The sequence below is a fragment of the Vibrio sp. Of7-15 genome (genome assembly GCF_022347565.1).
Taxonomy (GTDB): Bacteria; Pseudomonadota; Gammaproteobacteria; order Enterobacterales; family Vibrionaceae; genus NORP241.
Genome location: NZ_JAKRGH010000014.1, coordinates 41,237 through 59,804 on the forward strand (window position 1 = coordinate 41,237; position 18,568 = coordinate 59,804).

The 18,568-nt window shown below is 44.2% G+C and carries 15 protein-coding genes; 8 read left to right on the forward strand and 7 right to left on the reverse strand.

The window, feature by feature from the left end:
* Window positions 1–15: 15 nt before the first annotated feature.
* The 5 genes from lpdA to ampD all read right to left on the reverse strand — a co-directional run bounded on the left by lpdA (window position 16) and on the right by ampD (window position 7,893).
* Window positions 16–1,443 carry a dihydrolipoyl dehydrogenase gene (gene lpdA / locus MHO82_RS14910; RefSeq protein WP_239184809.1) on the reverse strand — a complete coding sequence of 476 codons (1,428 nt, stop codon included), beginning with the start codon at window positions 1,441–1,443 and terminating at the stop codon, window positions 16–18.
* Between the two features lie 250 nt (window positions 1,444–1,693).
* A complete protein-coding gene (gene aceF / locus MHO82_RS14915) occupies window positions 1,694–3,586 on the reverse strand; it encodes a pyruvate dehydrogenase complex dihydrolipoyllysine-residue acetyltransferase (RefSeq protein ID WP_239184811.1) in 1,893 nt (630 codons plus the stop codon).
* A gap of 30 nt (window positions 3,587–3,616) precedes the next feature.
* Window positions 3,617–6,283: a pyruvate dehydrogenase (acetyl-transferring), homodimeric type gene (aceE, locus tag MHO82_RS14920; RefSeq protein WP_239184813.1), complete on the reverse strand. Its 2,667-nt coding sequence runs from the start codon at window positions 6,281–6,283 to the stop codon at window positions 3,617–3,619.
* A gap of 63 nt (window positions 6,284–6,346) precedes the next feature.
* The gene (pdhR, locus tag MHO82_RS14925) at window positions 6,347–7,111 is read right to left on the reverse strand and encodes a pyruvate dehydrogenase complex transcriptional repressor PdhR (RefSeq protein ID WP_239184815.1); all 765 of its coding nucleotides are present in this window, start codon (window positions 7,109–7,111) and stop codon (window positions 6,347–6,349) included.
* Window positions 7,112–7,320: 209 nt separating this feature from the next.
* The gene (gene ampD, locus MHO82_RS14930) at window positions 7,321–7,893 is read right to left on the reverse strand and encodes a 1,6-anhydro-N-acetylmuramyl-L-alanine amidase AmpD (protein ID WP_239184817.1); all 573 of its coding nucleotides are present in this window, start codon (window positions 7,891–7,893) and stop codon (window positions 7,321–7,323) included.
* 252 nt (window positions 7,894–8,145) lie between these two features.
* On the opposite strand from ampD, the gene nadC reads away from it, so the two are divergent.
* The 8 genes from nadC (at window position 8,146) to yacG (ending at window position 15,240) form a co-directional block, all read left to right on the forward strand.
* A complete protein-coding gene (gene nadC / locus MHO82_RS14935) occupies window positions 8,146–9,033 on the forward strand; it encodes a carboxylating nicotinate-nucleotide diphosphorylase (protein ID WP_239184819.1) in 888 nt (295 codons plus the stop codon).
* 276 nt (window positions 9,034–9,309) lie between these two features.
* The gene (locus MHO82_RS14940) at window positions 9,310–9,705 is read left to right on the forward strand and encodes a pilin (RefSeq protein ID WP_239184821.1); all 396 of its coding nucleotides are present in this window, start codon (window positions 9,310–9,312) and stop codon (window positions 9,703–9,705) included.
* A gap of 3 nt (window positions 9,706–9,708) precedes the next feature.
* On the forward strand, window positions 9,709–11,397 hold the full coding sequence (gene pilB / locus MHO82_RS14945) for a type IV-A pilus assembly ATPase PilB (protein ID WP_239184823.1): 1,689 nt from the start codon (window positions 9,709–9,711) through the stop codon (window positions 11,395–11,397).
* A gap of 66 nt (window positions 11,398–11,463) precedes the next feature.
* Window positions 11,464–12,702 (forward strand): type II secretion system F family protein, encoded by a 1,239-nt coding sequence (locus MHO82_RS14950; RefSeq protein ID WP_239184825.1) that lies wholly within the window; start codon window positions 11,464–11,466, stop codon window positions 12,700–12,702.
* Window positions 12,703–12,772: 70 nt separating this feature from the next.
* Entirely contained in the window at window positions 12,773–13,657 is an 885-nt protein-coding gene (locus MHO82_RS14955) for an A24 family peptidase (protein WP_239184827.1), read from the forward strand.
* Window positions 13,654–14,268 (forward strand): dephospho-CoA kinase, encoded by a 615-nt coding sequence (coaE, locus tag MHO82_RS14960; RefSeq protein WP_239184829.1) that lies wholly within the window; start codon window positions 13,654–13,656, stop codon window positions 14,266–14,268. The genes MHO82_RS14955 and coaE overlap by 4 nt, the downstream gene beginning before the upstream one ends.
* 31 nt (window positions 14,269–14,299) lie before the next feature.
* Window positions 14,300–15,037 (forward strand): cell division protein ZapD, encoded by a 738-nt coding sequence (zapD, locus tag MHO82_RS14965; protein WP_239184831.1) that lies wholly within the window; start codon window positions 14,300–14,302, stop codon window positions 15,035–15,037.
* Window positions 15,038–15,045: 8 nt separating this feature from the next.
* Entirely contained in the window at window positions 15,046–15,240 is a 195-nt protein-coding gene (gene yacG, locus MHO82_RS14970; protein WP_239184833.1) for a DNA gyrase inhibitor YacG, read from the forward strand.
* A 51-nt stretch (window positions 15,241–15,291) separates the two neighbouring features.
* Here the strand turns inward: yacG and mutT are convergent, their stop codons facing one another.
* Both mutT and secA read right to left on the reverse strand, forming a co-directional pair.
* A complete protein-coding gene (gene mutT, locus MHO82_RS14975; protein ID WP_239184835.1) occupies window positions 15,292–15,702 on the reverse strand; it encodes an 8-oxo-dGTP diphosphatase MutT in 411 nt (136 codons plus the stop codon).
* 95 nt (window positions 15,703–15,797) lie between these two features.
* Window positions 15,798–18,524, reverse strand: coding sequence for a preprotein translocase subunit SecA (secA, locus tag MHO82_RS14980; protein WP_239184837.1), 2,727 nt, complete (start codon window positions 18,522–18,524; stop codon window positions 15,798–15,800).
* Window positions 18,525–18,568: the final 44 nt, after the last annotated feature.

Sequence of the window (18,568 nt, forward strand, 5' to 3'; positions counted from 1 at the left end):
TTCGCTTAACAGTAATTACTTACGCTTTACTGCTTTTGCATTTGGAAGATCAGTGATTGAACCTTCAAATACTTCCGCTGCTAGACCAACCGATTCGTGAAGTGTTGGGTGAGCATGGATAGTTAATGCAATATCTTCTGCATCACAACCCATCTCGATCGCTAGACCGATTTCACCTAGAAGTTCACCACCGTTAGTACCAACGATAGCACCACCGATCACACGGTGAGTGTCTTTGTCGAAGATCATCTTCGTCATACCGTCAGAGCAGTCAGATGCGATTGCACGGCCTGAAGCAGCCCATGGGAAAGTAGCAACTTCGTAGTTAATGCCTTCTGCTTTTGCTTCTTTTTCTGTCTTACCAACCCAAGCCACTTCTGGCTCAGTGTAAGCAATTGAAGGAATAACTTTAGGATCGAAGTAGTGCTTCTTACCAGAGATAACTTCCGCAGCTACGTGACCTTCATGCACACCTTTGTGAGCAAGCATTGGTTGGCCAACGATATCACCGATAGCGTGGATGTGAGGTACGTTCGTACGCATTTGCTTATCTACGTTAATGAAACCACGCTCATCAACTTCGATACCTGCTTTCTCAGCATCAAGAAGCTTACCGTTTGGCACACGACCAATAGCAACAAGAACTGCGTCATAACGTACAGGCTCAGCAGGTGCTTTTTTGCCTTCCATTGTAACGTAGATACCGTCTTCTTTCGCTTCAACTGCTGTTACTTTCGTTTCTAGCATCAAGTTGAATTTCTTCTTAATGCGTTTTGTGAACACCTTAATGATGTCTTTATCAGCAGCAGGGATCACTTGATCAAACATCTCAACAACGTCGATCTGAGAGCCTAGAGAGTCGTATACTGTACCCATTTCTAGGCCGATGATACCACCCCCCATTACAAGCAGCTTCTCAGGAACTTCTTTCAGTTCAAGTGCATCAGTTGAGTCCCAAATACGTGGGTCTTCATGCGGGATGAAAGGCAGTTCGATAGGACGAGAGCCCGCGGCAACGATAGCGTTGTCGAAGTTAACAGTCGTTTGACCGTCTTCGCCTTCAACTAGAATGCTGTTTGGGCCTGTGAATTTACCGTAACCGTTAACTACGTTAACTTTACGCATCTTAGCCATACCGCCAAGACCGCCAGTCAATTGGTTAATTACTTTTTCTTTCCAAACACGGATTTTGTTGATGTCAGTTTGTGGCTCACCAAAAACAACACCGTGATCCGCCATTGCTTTTGCTTCTTCGATCACTTTAGCTACGTGAAGAAGTGCTTTAGATGGGATACAACCCACGTTCAAACATACACCACCTAGTGTGCTGTACTTTTCAATCAGAACCGTATCTAGACCTAAGTCAGCGCAACGGAACGCCGCAGAGTAACCAGCAGGGCCTGAACCCAGCACCACTACTTGGGCTTTAATTTCTTTGCTCATCTTGACCTCGTTGTAAGTCTTTTATCCCTAACAGGTTATGTTTAATGTTCTACTTTTAGTTTCAGACGGCCAACAGTTTACAGAGGTGTTAACAGACTGAAAAGTAAAATGACATAGCCTGTGAGCTAGACAACAGTTCCAAGTAAACTCACTTCAGAGAACAAGGAACTGTCGATAGTTTAGTACTTAAATTATCCAGTTTGACTCAATCAAAGCTACCCCGTTTCAAACGAGGCAGCGAAGAAAGGTATTATAAAACTAGACGACGGATGTCAGATAGACAGCCATTTAAGTAAGTAATGAAACGTGCACCTTCAGCACCATCGATCACACGGTGATCGTAAGACAGTGACAGAGGAAGCATTAGGCGAGGTTCAAAGTCCTTGCCGTTCCATACTGGTTTCATTTCAGATTTAGATACACCTAAGATACCTACTTCTGGCGCATTTACGATTGGAGTAAACGCTGTACCACCTAAACCACCAAGGCTAGAGATTGTGAAACAACCGCCTTGCATATCAGAAGCAGTTAACTTACCAGCACGTGCTTTCTTAGAAACAGCCATTAGCTCTTCAGATAGCTCGTAGATGCCTTTTTTGTTCACGTCTTTAAACACAGGAACAACAAGACCGTTTGGCGTATCAACAGCGATACCTACGTTTACGTACTTCTTAAGAATTAGGTTCTCACCGTCTTCAGATAGAGAAGAGTTGAACGCAGGGAACGCTTCAAGTGCTTTAGCAACCGCTTTCATGATGAACACAAGAGGAGTGATCTTCATGCCAGAATCTTTCTTAGCTTCAATCGCGTTTTGCTCTTTACGGAATGCTTCAAGAGCTGTGATATCTGCATTATCCCACTGTGTAACGTGCGGGATCATTACCCAGTTACGGTGCAGGTTAGCGCCAGAGATCTTCTTAATGCGAGAAAGAGGCTTAGTTTCCGTTTCACCGAACTTGCTGAAGTCCACTTTTGGCCATGGTAGTAGACCAAGAGCAGCGCCATCACCTTTACCTGATGCAGCTGCACCAGCGCCAGATTCAAGACGCTTAAGCGCTTCTTTAACGTAAGACTGAACGTCTTCTTTCAAGATGCGGCTCTTACGGCCAGAACCTTTAACTTTAGAAAGGTTTACACCAAACTCACGAGCAAGACGACGAACAACTGGAGACGCGTGTGCGTACTCGTTATTCTCTTGGAAATCACCTGTTGCAGCTGCTGCCGCTTTAGGTGCTTCAGCTTTTGCTGCAGGAGCAGGGGCTGCTGCCGGAGCTGCTTGAGCAACAGGTGCCGCTGCTGGAGCTGCGCCCGCTACTTCAAATACCATGATCAGAGAGCCAGTAGACACTTTGTCGCCAGCTGCGATCTTGATTTCTTTAACAGTACCCGCGAATGGCGCTGGAACTTCCATAGAAGCTTTGTCGCCTTCAACAGTGATTAGAGATTGCTCTTCTTCCACTGTATCGCCAACTGCAACCATGATTTCAGTAACTTCAACTTCATCGCCACCGATATCTGGAACATTCACTTCTTTCGCTGCAGACGCTGCTGGAGCCGCTGCAACTGGTGCTGCCGCTTGAGCTGGTGCCGCTGGAGCGCCAGAACCTGCAACTTCGAATACCATGATTAGAGAGCCAGTCGTTACTTTGTCGCCAGCTGCTACTTTGATCTCTTTTAGAGTACCAGCGAATGGTGCCGGAACTTCCATAGACGCTTTGTCGCCTTCAACAGTCAGAAGAGATTGCTCTTCTTCAATGCTGTCGCCAACTGCAACCATGATTTCAGTAACTTCTACTTCGTCGCCACCGATATCTGGTACGTGAACTTCTTTAAGCTCTGCCGCTGCTGCTGGAGCTGGAGCCGCTGCTGGAGCCGCTTCTGCCGCAGGAGCAGGTGCAGCGTCAGCTGCACCCTCGGCTTCGAAAATCATGATAAGAGAACCAGTAGAAACAGAATCGCCTTCCGCTACTTTGATTTCTTTAACAATACCCGCTTGAGACGCTGGAACTTCCATAGAAGCTTTGTCGCCTTCAACAGTGATCAGAGACTGCTCTTCTTCAACCTTGTCGCCAACGCTTACAAGAATCTCAGTAACTTCAACCTCATCCGCACCGATGTCAGGTACATTAATTTCGATTGCCATTGCTTATTTACCTTCTAGTTAAGCGCTGTATTAAGCGTATTGTGGGTTTGTTTTTTCAGTGTCGATGTCGAACTTAGCGATCGCTTCAACAACTACTGATTTCTCAACGTCACCACGCTTCGCTAGCTCAGTTAGCGCTGCAACCACTACGTAGCCCGCATTAACTTCGAAGTGACGACGTAGGTTTTCACGGCTGTCAGAACGGCCGTAACCATCTGTACCCAATACTTTGTACGACTCAGTTGGCATGAACGCGCGAACTTGCTCAGAGTAGTTCTTCATGTAGTCAGTCGCTGCGATAGCTGGCTCAGAACCCATTACTTGTGCAACGTAAGGTACTTTCGCTTCCGCTTCAGGGTGAAGCATGTTGTAACGCTCTGCGTCTTGACCGTCACGAGTTAGCTCGTTGAACGATGTTACAGAGAATACGTCAGATGCGATGCCGTACTCTTCGCTTAGGATAGTCGCTGCTTTACGTACTTCGTTCATGATAGTACCAGAGCCCATTAGCTGAACTTTAGACTTATCACCAGCGTAAGACTCAAGCTTGTAGATACCCTTACGGATGCCTTCTTCAGCGCCTTCTGGCATTGCTGGCATTGCGTAGTTTTCGTTCATTACAGTTAGGTAGTAGAACACGTTCTCTTGGTTCTCACCGTACATGCGACGAATACCGTCTTGCATGATTACTGCTACTTCGTACGCGAATGTTGGGTCGTAAGAGATACAGTTAGGAACTGTGTTCGCCATGATGTGCGAGTGGCCATCTTCGTGCTGTAGACCTTCACCGTTCAGTGTTGTACGACCTGCAGTTGCACCTAGTAGGAAACCACGAGCTTGTTGGTCACCAGCCATCCACGCCATGTCGCCAACACGTTGGAAACCGAACATAGAGTAGTAGATGTAGAATGGGATCATTGGCAGATCGTTTGTGCTGTAAGAAGTAGCAGCAGCAACCCAAGAAGCCATTGAGCCTAGCTCGTTGATACCTTCTTGTAGAACCTGACCTGACGTCGCTTCTTTGTAGTAAGAAACAATATCGCGATCCTGTGGCGTGTAGTTTTGACCGTGCGGGTTGTAAATACCGATCTGACGGAAGAGACCTTCCATACCAAACGTACGCGCTTCATCACAGATGATAGGAACGATGTTCTTACTAATGTTCTTGTTCTTAAGCAGGATGTTAAGAGTACGAACGTAAGCCATAGTTGTAGAGATATCACGCTTCTGCTCACTTAGTAGCGGTGCGAACTCTTCTAGCTCAGGTACTTTAAACTCTTGAGTGAACTTAGGTAGACGCTGTGGCGTGTAACCTTTTAGTGCTTTACGACGAGCGTGAAGGTATTCGTATTCCGCTGAACCTTCTTCAAGTTTCAGGTACGGAAGTTCTTTAACCGCTTCGTCAGTTAGGATGTCTTGAAGACCTAGACGATCACGTAGGTGTAGTACGTGAGTCATGTCCATCTTCTTAACTTGGTGCGCGATGTTCTTACCTTCAGCCGCTTCACCCATGCCGTAACCTTTAACAGTCTTAGCAAGGATTACCGTTGGACGACCTTTAGTCTCTTCTGCATTTTTGTAAGCTGCGTATAGCTTAGAAGACTCGTGACCACCACGCTTCAGTTCGAAGATTTGATCGTCAGTCATGTCTGCAACTAGTGCAGCTGTCTCTGGGTACTTACCGAAGAAGTGCTCACGTACGTACGCACCATCTTTCGATTTAAATGTTTGGTAGTCACCGTCTACAGTTTCGTTCATTAGCTGTAGAAGCTTACCAGACGTATCTTTAGCAAGTAGTGAATCCCAGTTACTACCCCAGATAACTTTAACAACATTCCAACCAGCACCTTTGAATAGGCCTTCTAGCTCTTGAATGATGCTACCGTTACCCATTACAGGGCCATCTAGACGCTGTAGGTTACAGTTGATTAGGAAACATAGGTTGTCTAACTTCTCACGCGCAGCGAAAGAAAGTGAACCACGTGATTCTGGCTCATCCATCTCACCGTCACCTAGGAACGCGTAAACACGCTGTGCCGATGTGTCTTTCAGACCACGACCGTCTAGGTACTTAAGGAAACGCGCTTGGTAGATCGCAGAGATTGGACCCAGACCCATAGATACTGTTGGGAACTGCCAGAACTCAGGCATCAATTTAGGGTGTGGGTATGATGGAATACCTTTACCGTCTACTTCTTGACGGAAGTTGTCTAGCTGCTCTTCAGTTAGACGGCCTTCAACGAATGCACGAGAGTAAATACCAGGAGAGATGTGACCTTGGTAGTATACTAGATCGCCACCGTCCGTCTCGTTTGGAGCACGGAAGAAGTGGTTGAAACATACTTCGTAGAATGCAGCAGAAGACTGGAAAGACGCCATGTGGCCGCCTAGGTCTAGGTCTTTCTTAGATGCACGTAGAACGATCATGATTGCATTCCAACGGATGATGGAACGAATACGACGCTCAAGTGTTGTGTCACCTGGATAAGCTGGTTCTTGATCTGCAGGAATCGTGTTGATGTAGTTGCTCGTAATGCCTGTTGGCATATCAACACCGTCTAGACGAGCTTTGTCCAGAACTTGTTCTAATAGGTATTGGGCACGTTCAACACCCTCTTCACGAACGACTGATTCTAGAGCAGCAAGCCACTCTTGAGTTTCTAGTGCGTCAACGTCATTCTTCATGACTTCAGACATGGCGATCTATCCTTTTGTTGATTGGATCTACAAAACTAACAATGTCGCAGCAGAGCTTATCTGCTAGTCCTTGCGTTGCTGAATTCGACGAAGGGAGCGCTCACGACGGCTCTCTTCACGCGTCAAGTCCAACAGGGTTTCCTCTATGTATGCTAAGTGCTCATGAGATGCTTCACGTGCCTTATCTGGCTCACCGGAAACAATCGCATTCACAATCTCAGCGCGATGTTTGCCTACTTTCTCAACCACATCTTCGCGGCGGTTCAGTAGTTCAAAATTTTGTAATACGTTTTGCTCAAGCAATGGCGCTAAACTGCGAACCATATGCAGTAAAACCACATTATGAGCCGACTCAGTCACTGCAATTAGGTAATGCATCACCGCAGAAGCTTCTGCTTTTAAATCACCTTGCTGCTGAGCCTTCGCAATTAGATCATGACAATCTAAAATACGTTTAAAATCTTCTTCAGTACCACGCAACGCTGCAAAATAAGAAGAAATTCCTTCTAACGCATGACGTGACTCTAATAAATCTAGCTGGGTATCTGGATGCGCTGACAATAAATCAAGCAACGGTTCAGAAAAACTCTTCCACAGCGTATCACTCACAAACGTTCCACCACCTTGGCGACGAATGAGCAATTTTTTCACTTCCAAACGCTGGATAGCTTCACGCACAGAGGGACGAGAAACGTCAAACTGCTTCGCTAACTCACGCTCTGACGGCAGTTTTTGCCCAGCAGATAGCGTACCTTCTAAAATCAAGCGCTCTAATTCTTGTTCAATCACATCGGAGAGCTTGGGTTGACGGATCCTTTGATAAGCCATATTCGTTCTTATTTTTCTGCTTAACGTTTAGCCAGTGGGCTCGTGGTAAATGGTATTACCAATCTAAATTTGGCGAAAATTTAGCAGATGAACTCAGCAATGTCCAACACAAACTTGATTAGAATCATGGAAGCACAGAAAATTTAACAAAAATGAAATGATATGAACACTAATGAGTAATGAATAATTGGTCTGACCAATGTAAATATTTAACTCTTATCTAATGCAGACAGAGCGTGCTTCAGCAAGGAATGGTAATAACGCCAGTCAAATGAAAGCCCAGGATCTGTCTTACGAGAAGGCGCAATGTACTGGTGTCCGGTGATCCTTTCTAAGGTGATTTCAGGGTATTTTTCCATCAAAGCCACCGTCACTTTCACTAGTGCATGGTACTGTTCTTTGGTATACGCCACAAAGTCAGTTCCCTCCATTTCGATACCCACAGAATAATCATTACATCCTGGTTTATCAGCAAATTGAGACACTCCGGCATGCCAAGCACGAGCACAAAAAGGCACAAATTGAACTATAGATCCGTCTCGACGAATTAAACAGTGAGCCGATACACGTAACTTACAAATCCCCTCAAAAAAAGCATGGTCTTGTGGGTTTAACTTACCAGTAAAAAGCTGCTCGATGTATGGACCACCAAACTGCCCTGGCGGCAAACTGATATTATGTACAACCAACAAAGAAACTGGTGTATTCTCAGGACGATAGTCAAAAAAAGGTGACGGTACATGTTTGGCCTTATCTAACCAACTTTTCTCAGATATCTGCATTTTATTCCTCTATAACTTATCCATTTATTCATCATCATTAATGGGTACATACAATGTGATGAGAATTAACACAGGCTCCATTTATGCGTAAAAATCCCATCATTTTCGCTCACCCATATCACGCTTACGCTAACATCCATCAATAGGGAAACAAATAGAGCTGAAATCTACGCCCAGCCCGAGTATCATTTCCCTAATCAACTAAAGTTGTTTACTAAACCTATTATGATGACCTCTGCAACGGAAACACAGATGAAAAACACACACAACAGCCAAGCTCGCCTAGATTACTTAAAACAACAACTTCCTCTGGAGATTTCACGCAGTGTTGCAGACACCATACGAGAAGATCTGGGTGGCACTTTAGATGCCAGTGCTGATATTACCGCAAGTCTTATCCCTGCTGACACCCACAGTGTGGCGACCATTATCACTCGTGAACACGGTATTTTTTGCGGGCAAGCGTGGGCAGACGAAGTATTCAAACAACTTGGCGGCGAAGCAAAGATTGAATGGCATGTAAGCGACGGTGAAAAAGTAGAACCAAACCAAACATTATGCACCATTTCAGGCCCAGCCCGTATTCTACTTACGGGTGAACGTAACGCCATGAACTTCATTCAAACCCTTTCTGGCTGTGCAACAATGACGGCAACCTACGCAGAAAAAATTGCGGGCACCAACTGCCGTTTATTAGACACACGCAAAACCGTACCTGGTTTACGCAGCGCACTAAAATACGCAGTAGCTTGTGGTGGCGGCTTTAATCATCGTATTGGGGTGTTTGATGCCTACCTTATTAAAGAAAACCACATCATTGCGTGTGGCGGTATTGAAAAAGCCATCTCCACAGCAAAAGAGTTGAACCCAGGCAAACCAGTAGAAGTAGAAACAGAAAGTTTAGAAGAGCTGCAACAAGCCATTGATGCTGGAGCCGATATTGTGATGCTGGATAACTTTACGACTGAAATGATGCGTGAAGCCGTTGCTTTAAACAAAGGCCGCGTGGCACTAGAAAACTCAGGAAATGTCACTCTAGAAACCATTCGTGAATTTGCAGAAACTGGGGTGGATTACATTTCTGTTGGCGCACTAACAAAACACGTAAAAGCCATGGACCTGTCAATGCGCTTTAAATAAGCGTCTTAAAAGCGATTCTTTCGTTATATTTTTAAGAATAACGGCAGTCACTATACTGCCGTTATTTACATTTAAAAATCAACATAACTTACTGTTATTTATCAACTTAACACTTAAACCACCTCATTTAAGAACTCTGTCGCATAATAAATTCCCGCCATATGCAACAACCTAGATAAGCTGCAAAACAGACCGCGTAATCAGTACGCCCTTCTTTTTTATACGCTTTGCCCTCTCTATGCTTCCCGAACTTTCAATAAGTTACGAGAAGATAAAATGAAAAAACAAAAAGGCTTTACCTTAATCGAGTTAATGATCGTTGTGGCGGTCATTGGTGTTTTGTCGGCAATTGCGATTCCTAAGTACCAAGAGTTTGCTCAAAAAGGAGCGGTATCATCGGGAATAGCCACTCTAAGTGGTTTAAAAACCAACATCGAAGATTATATGGCCAGTAATGGTTCCTTTCCTTCAACATCAAGTGCTGTAGGTGCAATCAACTCACCTATAGGAATGGTTGACTTAGATTCTGCCGTCAGTGGAGGTATTAAAATCACCTTTTCCGAAGGTGCTGCAAAAACCAAAACAGTAAAAATGAGACGAGAAAACTCAGGAGAGTGGGTCTGTACATATGATATTCCCGATCTAGATATTGCTGGCTGTACAGGGTCATAATATATGCAAAATCTTGCTGTTATTCTGCGCCAAGCGGAGCTGATCACTCCAGCGCAAGAGCAAGTGGTTACCGAAAGCATCAAAGCTGATGGCCATAATGTGCCGTCAGCTTTACTTTCTTGCGCCATTTTTACCCCTACCGAACTTGTGGATCACCTCGGTCAAATCTTTGGGTTAACGACTGTTCAACTAACCAACTATAACTATCAAACCCACTGTCAGCAATTGGGCTTACGGGAGCTCATTACTCGCCATCAAGCGATTCCTGTTCAAGTTACCTCAGAGCGTATCCAACTGGCTATTGACGATCCAACCAACGCCCAAGCCGAAGATGATTTTCGGTTTGCGACTGGTAAACACGTTGAGTATGTCTTAACGGATCCAAACCAAATAAGTGCCGCCATCCGACGCATGTATGGCCAGAGCCGAGCAACAAAAACAAACAGCGCGGCGAAAGACATTACTCAAGATGAACTGGCCTCACTGGTTGATGTAGAGAATGACGAATTCAATACCACCGAAGACTTAAGCCAAGATGATGCCCCTGTCACCCGCTTTATCAACCAAATCTTATTAGAAGCCGTTCGTAAAGGAGCCTCTGATATCCACTTTGAACCTTACGAAGAAACCTATCGGGTACGATTACGTTGTGATGGCATTTTAGTTGAAAATAACACCCCAGCCGTTCATTTAGGCCGTCGCTTGGCAGCTCGCATCAAAATCATGGCCAAGCTAGACATTGCCGAACGCAGACTACCTCAAGACGGCCGCATTAAATTAAAGCTCAACCATGACACCGCCATTGATATGCGTGTTTCTTCCTTACCGACGCTATGGGGAGAAAAAATTGTTCTTCGCTTGCTCGACAGCAACAGCGCTAGCTTAGACATAGCCAAACTAGGCTATAGCGAACAACAACAAGAGCTATACCTCAACGCCCTTCAGCGTCCACAAGGCATGATCTTAATGACAGGGCCTACAGGCAGCGGTAAAACCGTCTCCCTTTATTCTGGACTGAAAGTGCTTAATACCCCTGAACGAAACATCTCAACAGCAGAAGACCCTGTAGAAATAAACCTTAATGGGATAAATCAAGTACAAGTGAATCCTAAAATTGGCTTTACGTTCGCCGAGGCACTACGGTCTTTCCTTCGCCAAGATCCTGATGTGGTCATGGTTGGCGAAATTCGTGATTTAGAAACCGCCGAAATAGCCATTAAAGCCGCCCAAACGGGCCACCTTGTTTTATCTACTCTTCACACCAATTCAGCAGCAGAGACCGTTATTCGACTCAGTAATATGGGGATTGAAAACTTCAACTTGGCCTCTTCTCTTACCATGATTATTGCTCAGCGGTTAGCTCGCCGATTATGCCCTCATTGCAAGCAAGCCGATCCGTTAACACCGACTCTGCGTAAAGAATTTAACCTTGAACAGCAGCAGCCCATATTTAAAGCCTCACCACAAGGTTGCCATGAATGTAATTTGGGCTACATGGGCAGAGTGGGTATTTATGAAGTGATGCCTTTTAACCGAGAGCTGGCCACTGCCGTTTTAAAAGGCGCGAGTGCCACCCGAATAGAAGAGTTGGCTATCCAGCAAGGTATGCTGACATTAAAGGCTTCTGGAGTTCAAAACCTAAAAGCCGGAGTCACCAGCTTTCAAGAGCTCAGCCGAGTGCTTTATTTTTAATGCGTACGATATTGCTCATCAGCGCTTTACCATCACAGGTCGCTGACCACGACACAGAGATAATTCATGCTTGGACGACAATCTAAACATAATACCCCAACCCTCCGTAATTTTTATTGGAGAGGCGTTAATAGCTCAGGTAAACAGGTCTCAGGGCAGACTCTTGCCCTTAGTGAAGTGGAAGTCAGATCGAACCTTAATGAGCAAAAGATTCGGATAAAAAAAATTAAAAAACGCAGTATTTCTGCCTTTTCAAGATTAAAGCACTCCGTAAAAAGAAAAGACATCACTCTACTCACTCGGCAATTAGCCACCATGCTCACTACTGGTGTCCCCATTGTGCAAGCCATTCGTTTAGTAGGAGAAAACCACCTAAAAGCAGAGATGAAATCCATCTTAAAACAAGTTTGTTTCGCCATTGAAGCTGGAACACCACTTTCTAAAGCACTGGCCACCAGTAGCAGGCATTTTGACCATTTTTATATTGAGTTAGTCGCAACAGGTGAGCAAACGGGTCACTTAGCGGCTGTCTTCGAACGATTGGCTGAATACCGAGAAAAAAGTGAAGCACTTCGTTCTAAAGTCATCAAAGCCATGATTTACCCTGTTATGGTCAGCCTCGTCGCCATTGGCGTCACCGTATTGATGTTAACCATGGTGATCCCAGAGTTTGAATCAATTTTCAAAGGCTTTAATGCTGATTTACCTTGGTTTACTCAACAAGTCATTAATCTATCTTATCTTTTACAATCGTCTGGCCATTGGTTTATAACTGTTTTATTCAGTCTATTTTTACTACTCAAATATCTTCAAAGAAAATCATTAAAATTCCAGCTAAAAACAAGCCAATGGTTACTAACTATTCCTGTCATTGGAGGAGTCTTAGCAAAAGCAGCCATCGCGAAGTTCAGCCGAACATTGGCAACCAGTTTTAGCTCCGGCATCCCAATATTAACCAGTTTAAAAACAACGGCAAAAACCACAACCAGCCTCTACTATCAAACGGCCATGGAGTCGGTCTATCACAATACCGCGGCAGGCATGCCCCTCTATATTGCTATGCGCCACAGTCATGCCTTTCCCGAAATGGTCTTACAGATGGTGATGATAGGAGAAGAGTCCGGCCAGTTAGATAACATGCTAAATAAAATCGCAGCGGTGTATGAACAAGAGGTCGATAATACCGTCGATAACCTAGGCAAAATATTAGAGCCACTTATTATCGTTCTGCTCGGCTCGATCATAGGTGGGTTAGTGGTTTCAATGTACCTACCGATCTTTAACTTAATGAGTGTGATTGGATAGCCTAAACCTTTCCAAGCAAGGTAGAATAACCTCCCTTAGTGATAATAATTTAACTTTTATAGAGATCAGCATGGCAGCATTTGATTATTACCCTTGGCTATTTCCCGTATTTGCTGGGATTTTTGGTTTATTGATAGGTAGCTTTCTCAATGTTGTCATCTATCGCTTACCAGTCATGATGGAGCGCCAATGGAAACAAGACTGCATTGAATGTTTCCCTGAACTATCCACGCCTTCAGACGAGCCATCACCGTCCACTTTTAATTTAAATACACCACGCTCTCGCTGCCCACAATGCAAAACTCAAATACGGGCAATCGATAATATTCCGGTGATCAGCTGGTTACTTTTAAAAGGCCAATGCCGCCACTGCCAGCACAAAATAAGCATGCGTTACCCAGCAATCGAGTTACTTACCGCGAGCATGGCAGCCACTGTCGCCCTGTATTTCCCACTGTCTGAATTTGCACTTGCCGCCATCTTTTTTACGTTTGTATTGATTGCAGCTACATTTATCGATCTCGATACCATGTTGCTACCAGATCAACTCACTCTTCCTTTAATGTGGGGGGGGATCACGTTATCACTACTGGGCTTTAGTCCTGTCTCCTTACAAGATGCTGTCATTGGTGCCATCGTCGGTTACCTATCACTATGGAGCTTATATTGGGCTTTCAAATTACTGACAGGAAAAGAAGGCATGGGCTACGGTGACTTTAAGTTACTGGCGGCGCTAGGGGCTTGGTTAGGCTGGCAACAGCTGCCTGTGCTTATCTTAATGTCTTCTCTTGTTGGGGCGATTTTTGGTATCGCACAATTAAGAGCCCAACAAAAAGGAATGGATAAAGAATTTCCATTTGGCCCCTATCTCGCTATCTCAGGTTGGGTATGTCTAATTTGGGGAGACAGCATTATCACTTGGTACCTTACTTCTATTTTGGGAATGCCATTATGAGTTTAGTTATCGGCCTAACAGGCGGTATTGGCAGCGGAAAAACCACCGTTGCTAATTTATTTGCAGAAATGCACCACATTGACATTATTGATGCTGATATTATTGCACGCGATGTTGTAGAAAAAGGAAGTGTTGGCCTTAACAAGATAAGCCAACACTTCGGCACTGAGGTCCTACTCCCATCCGGAGAGCTAGACCGAGCTAAATTACGTGAAAGAATCTTTTCTAACCCTGAAGAAAAAACATGGCTGAATAACTTACTTCATCCACTAATAAGAACAGAAATGGTGAACCAAACTCAGCAAGCAACATCACCTTATTGCCTTTTGGTTATTCCATTAATGGTCGAAAATAATCTACAGAGTTTGGCAGAGCGTATTTTAGTCGTGGATGTATCCGAAGAAACACAAATAGCTCGCACGACACAACGTGATAATGTCAGCGACGAACAAGTTAAGAACATCCTCAAAGCTCAAGCCTCTCGACAGCAACGGCTTGATTCTGCCCATGATGTTATTTGTAATGATGGTAAAAATATGGAACTAAAGCCTATAATATCAACCTTACATTATAAGTATCTGGAACTCTCCCAACAACTTCAGACACAATAAGTCTTTTTTAATCACTAAAATGGCAGATAGGATGAATACACATCGATTTGAGCATCCCCTAAATGAAAGAACACGGATCTATCTGCGCATAGAGTTTTTGCTGCGACAAATGGGGCAATCTGCGGATATCTCTGAAGGGTTCCAGCACCAATTATTTTTTAGAGCCCTCTTCGATATTCTCGATATTTTTGAGCAAGTGCCTCTTAAAGGCGATCTAGGAAAAGATCTCGAAAAACAGCGTCAAAAATTAAAAAGCTGGCTAGATGTGGAAGGTGTGGATCAAGCAGCCCTAACTAAACTGCTTGGTGAAATTGATGATGCGCATCGAACGCTCATGAAATCTTCCCGTTTAGGCCAAGAATTACGTGAAGACCGTTTTCTAAGCAGTATAAAGCAACGTTTTTCCATCCCTGGAGGCAGCTGTTGCTTCGATCTACCAGCGCTACATTATTGGCTTCACCTCCCGCTAAATCAGCGCTATAAAGATGCCCAACGCTGGATGGCTCACTTGCTGGATATGTCACAAGCTTTATCCATTTGGCTTAAACTGACACGTGAATCCGGTCATTTTCAGCCTAAAATAGCGCGTAATGGTTTCTTCCAAGGTGAGGCTGACGAAGCCAGTATTATTAGACTACAAATCCCAATGAATTATGGCGTCTATCCTATGATCTCGGGACATAAAAATCGATTTTCAATCCGTTTTATGTCCTTTGAGCGTGGTCAAAACTGCACAGAAGACATCGAATTTAATCTGGCGATTTGTTAAGGATCAACATGAACAAAGATACCATTGTGAAGTGCCCAACCTGTCGTGACGACGTGGTATGGAGTAGCGATAGCCCTTTCCGTCCATTTTGTAGTAAGAAGTGTCAATTAATTGATTTTGGCGAGTGGGCCGATGAAGAGAAATCCATTCCCGGCGCCCCGGATATGTCCGATTCAGACGGCTGGTCTGAAACACACATTTAACTAAAACATAGGCAGAATACGGAGTCACTCACCCTATATTCTGCCTTTTTATTATTCCTTACTCAGAAAAGCCGTTAAACGCTCTAGCACAGGAACATTTGCCGCCGGAAACGGATAATCTACAAGTTCTTCCACTCGTACCCATTGCCCCTGCTGGCCTTCTTTACCAAAAGGCTCACCGTTAAATGATCGAATGAGAAAGAAATCAAACTCCAGTGCTTTATCCGGGTAATCGTGTTCAAGCTTCATAAGGTGCTCAACTTCAGTCGCCTGTATCCCAACTTCTTCATCTAGCTCCCTGATCACCGCTTGCTTTGCGGTTTCACCTTGTTCTACTTTACCTCCCGCAAATTCCCACAAACCACCTTGATGTGCTTTTGCTGCTCGCTGAGTAATAAACACCTTCTCATAACTAGAGTTTAAAATGATCCCTGCTGAGATCCATACTCGTTTTTTATCCACTGAGTTTCCTTATTATTCAATCTTATGCTCATCGGACATATATTCCGAACAAAGAAAAGGCCGCATTACGCGGCCTTTTATATCAACATGTTAAACTAGATTTTACCATGGCATTGTTTGTATTTTTTACCAGAGCCACAAGGACAAGGCTCATTACGGCCTACCTTACGCTCTTCACGAACCATTGGGCCTTGTTGATCGTTTTCTGTTTCTTCACCATCACTCAACTGATTTTCAGCGTTTTGATGTTGGAACTGCTGACGGCGAGCGATAGCTTCTGCTTGCTCACGACGTTGCTCTTCCATCCGTTCAACTTCTTCTTGCTGTTGTACACGAACTTTACTTAAAACAGAAATCACATCAAACTTTAGTGCTTCTAATAACCCTTCAAATAGCTCAAACGACTCACGCTTGTACTCTTGTTTCGGGTTTTTCTGAGCATAGCCACGTAGGTGAATACCTTGTCGAAGGTGATCCATTGCCGCCAAATGTTCTTTCCATAGACCATCAAGCGTTTGCAGCATAACTGCTTTTTCAAAGTTGCGAAGCACCTGTTCACCAACCGCTTCTTCCTTCGCTTTGTAGTTATTAACCGCTTCTGTCATTACTTTTTCACGTAATGCATCTTCATGTAGCTTATCGTCTTCATCAAGCCACTGTTGGATTGGGAATTCCAGATCAAAATCCGCTTTTAGACGAGCTTCCAAGCCAGCAACATCCCACATATCTTCCAGAGATTGAGGAGGGATATATTGGTCTAGGATATCTTCAAGCACATCTTGACGGTTAAGTTCTATCATTTCGCTGATATCGTCAACGTTCATAAGCTCATCACGCAGCTCATAAACCACTTTACGCTGATCGTTCGCTACATCATCGTATTCCAATAGCTGCTTACGAATATCAAAGTTACGGCCTTCTACTTTACGCTGAGCATTTTCAATCGCCTTAGTTACCCAAGGGTGCTCAATCGCTTCGCCTTCTTCCATACCTAACTTTTTCATCATGTTAGATACGCGGTCTGAAGCAAAAATGCGCATTAAGGCATCTTCCATCGACAGATAGAAACGCGATGAACCAGCATCACCCTGACGACCAGAACGACCACGAAGCTGGTTATCAATACGACGGGACTCATGACGCTCAGTACCAATAATATGCAAACCACCTGCGGCAAGCACTTTATCGTGAACTTCTTTCCAATCTGCTTTGATCTTAGTGATTTGATCTTCTGTTGGGTTATCTAGTTTAGCAACTTCATTTTGCCAGCTACCACCCAACACAATATCAGTACCACGACCTGCCATGTTTGTCGCAATAGTTACCGCACCTGGCGTACCAGCTTGAGCAACAATTTCAGCTTCTTTTTCATGGAATTTCGCATTAAGAACATTATGCTTAATACCCGCTTTCTTTAAAGCTTGCGAAAGCAGTTCAGACTTTTCAATTGAAACGGTACCAACTAGGCTTGGTTGCCCTTTCGCGGAACGCTCTTTAATGTCGTCGATGATGGCAGCAAATTTTTCTCGCTCCGTCATGTAAACCAAATCACCCATATCATCACGGATCATTGGTTTGTTCGTCGGCATTACCACTGTTTCAAGGTTATAAATAGACTGGAATTCAAATGCTTCTGTATCAGCTGTACCTGTCATGCCTGACAGTTTTTCATACAAACGGAAGAAGTTCTGGAAGGTAATTGATGCTAGCGTCTGATTCTCATTTTGAATCTTAACGCCTTCTTTTGCCTCTACCGCTTGGTGTAAACCTTCAGACCAGCGACGGCCAGGCATAGTACGGCCAGTATGCTCATCGACAATGATAACTTCATCATCTTTAACAATGTAGTCAACGTCTTTTTCAAACAGTACGTGTGCACGTAGAGCAGCATTAATGTGGTGCAGCAAGCTAATGTTAGCAGGAGAATACAACGTATCTTCTTGCTCCATTAAACCTTCGTCTTTTAATAACTGCTCAACAAACTCCTGACCAGTTTCTGTTAGCAGGGTTTGCTTCGCTTTTTCATCAACAGTGTAGTGCCCGTCACCACGGAACTCTTCACTGTCTTCCTGCTCTTGCTGCTGTAAGTGCGGGATCAAGGTGTTGATCTTCGTATACAGCTCTGAACTATCTTCAGCTGGACCAGAAATAATCAGTGGCGTACGAGCCTCATCAATTAAGATGGAATCCACCTCATCGACCACTGCGAAATAACGCTCACGTTGAACACGATCTTCAGCACGGAAAGCCATGTTGTCACGAAGGTAATCAAAGCCAAATTCATTATTTGTTCCGTAAAGAATATCCGCTTGATAGGCTTCTTTTTTCTCTTGAGGTGGCATATTCGGCACATTAACGCCAACCGTCATATCTAAGAATTCAAACAGCGCACGGTTCGTTTCAGCATCACGCTTTGCCAAGTAATCGTTCACTGTAACAATATGAACGCCTTTGCCAGTTAAACCATTAAGGTAAGCAGGTAGGGTTGCTGTTAATGTTTTACCCTCACCAGTACGCATTTCTGCAATCTGGCCATTATTCAATACCATGCCACCGATAAGCTGCACATCAAAATGACGCATACCATAAATACGCTTAGAGGCTTCTCGGACGGTAGCAAATGCTTCAGGTAATAAAGAGTCTAGTGACTCCCCTTGCTCTAGACGACCACGAAACTCTGCTGTTTTCGCTTTCAACTCTTCGTCTTGTAGAGATTCAAATTGAGGTTCAAGTTTATTGATCTGATCAACAACTTTACGTAGTTTGCGCAATGTACGATCATTACGGCTACCAATTACTTTAGTCAGTAGTTTCGATAACATGGTACTGTTATTTCTCTCTTCATTTGATCATTTACGATCAAAGT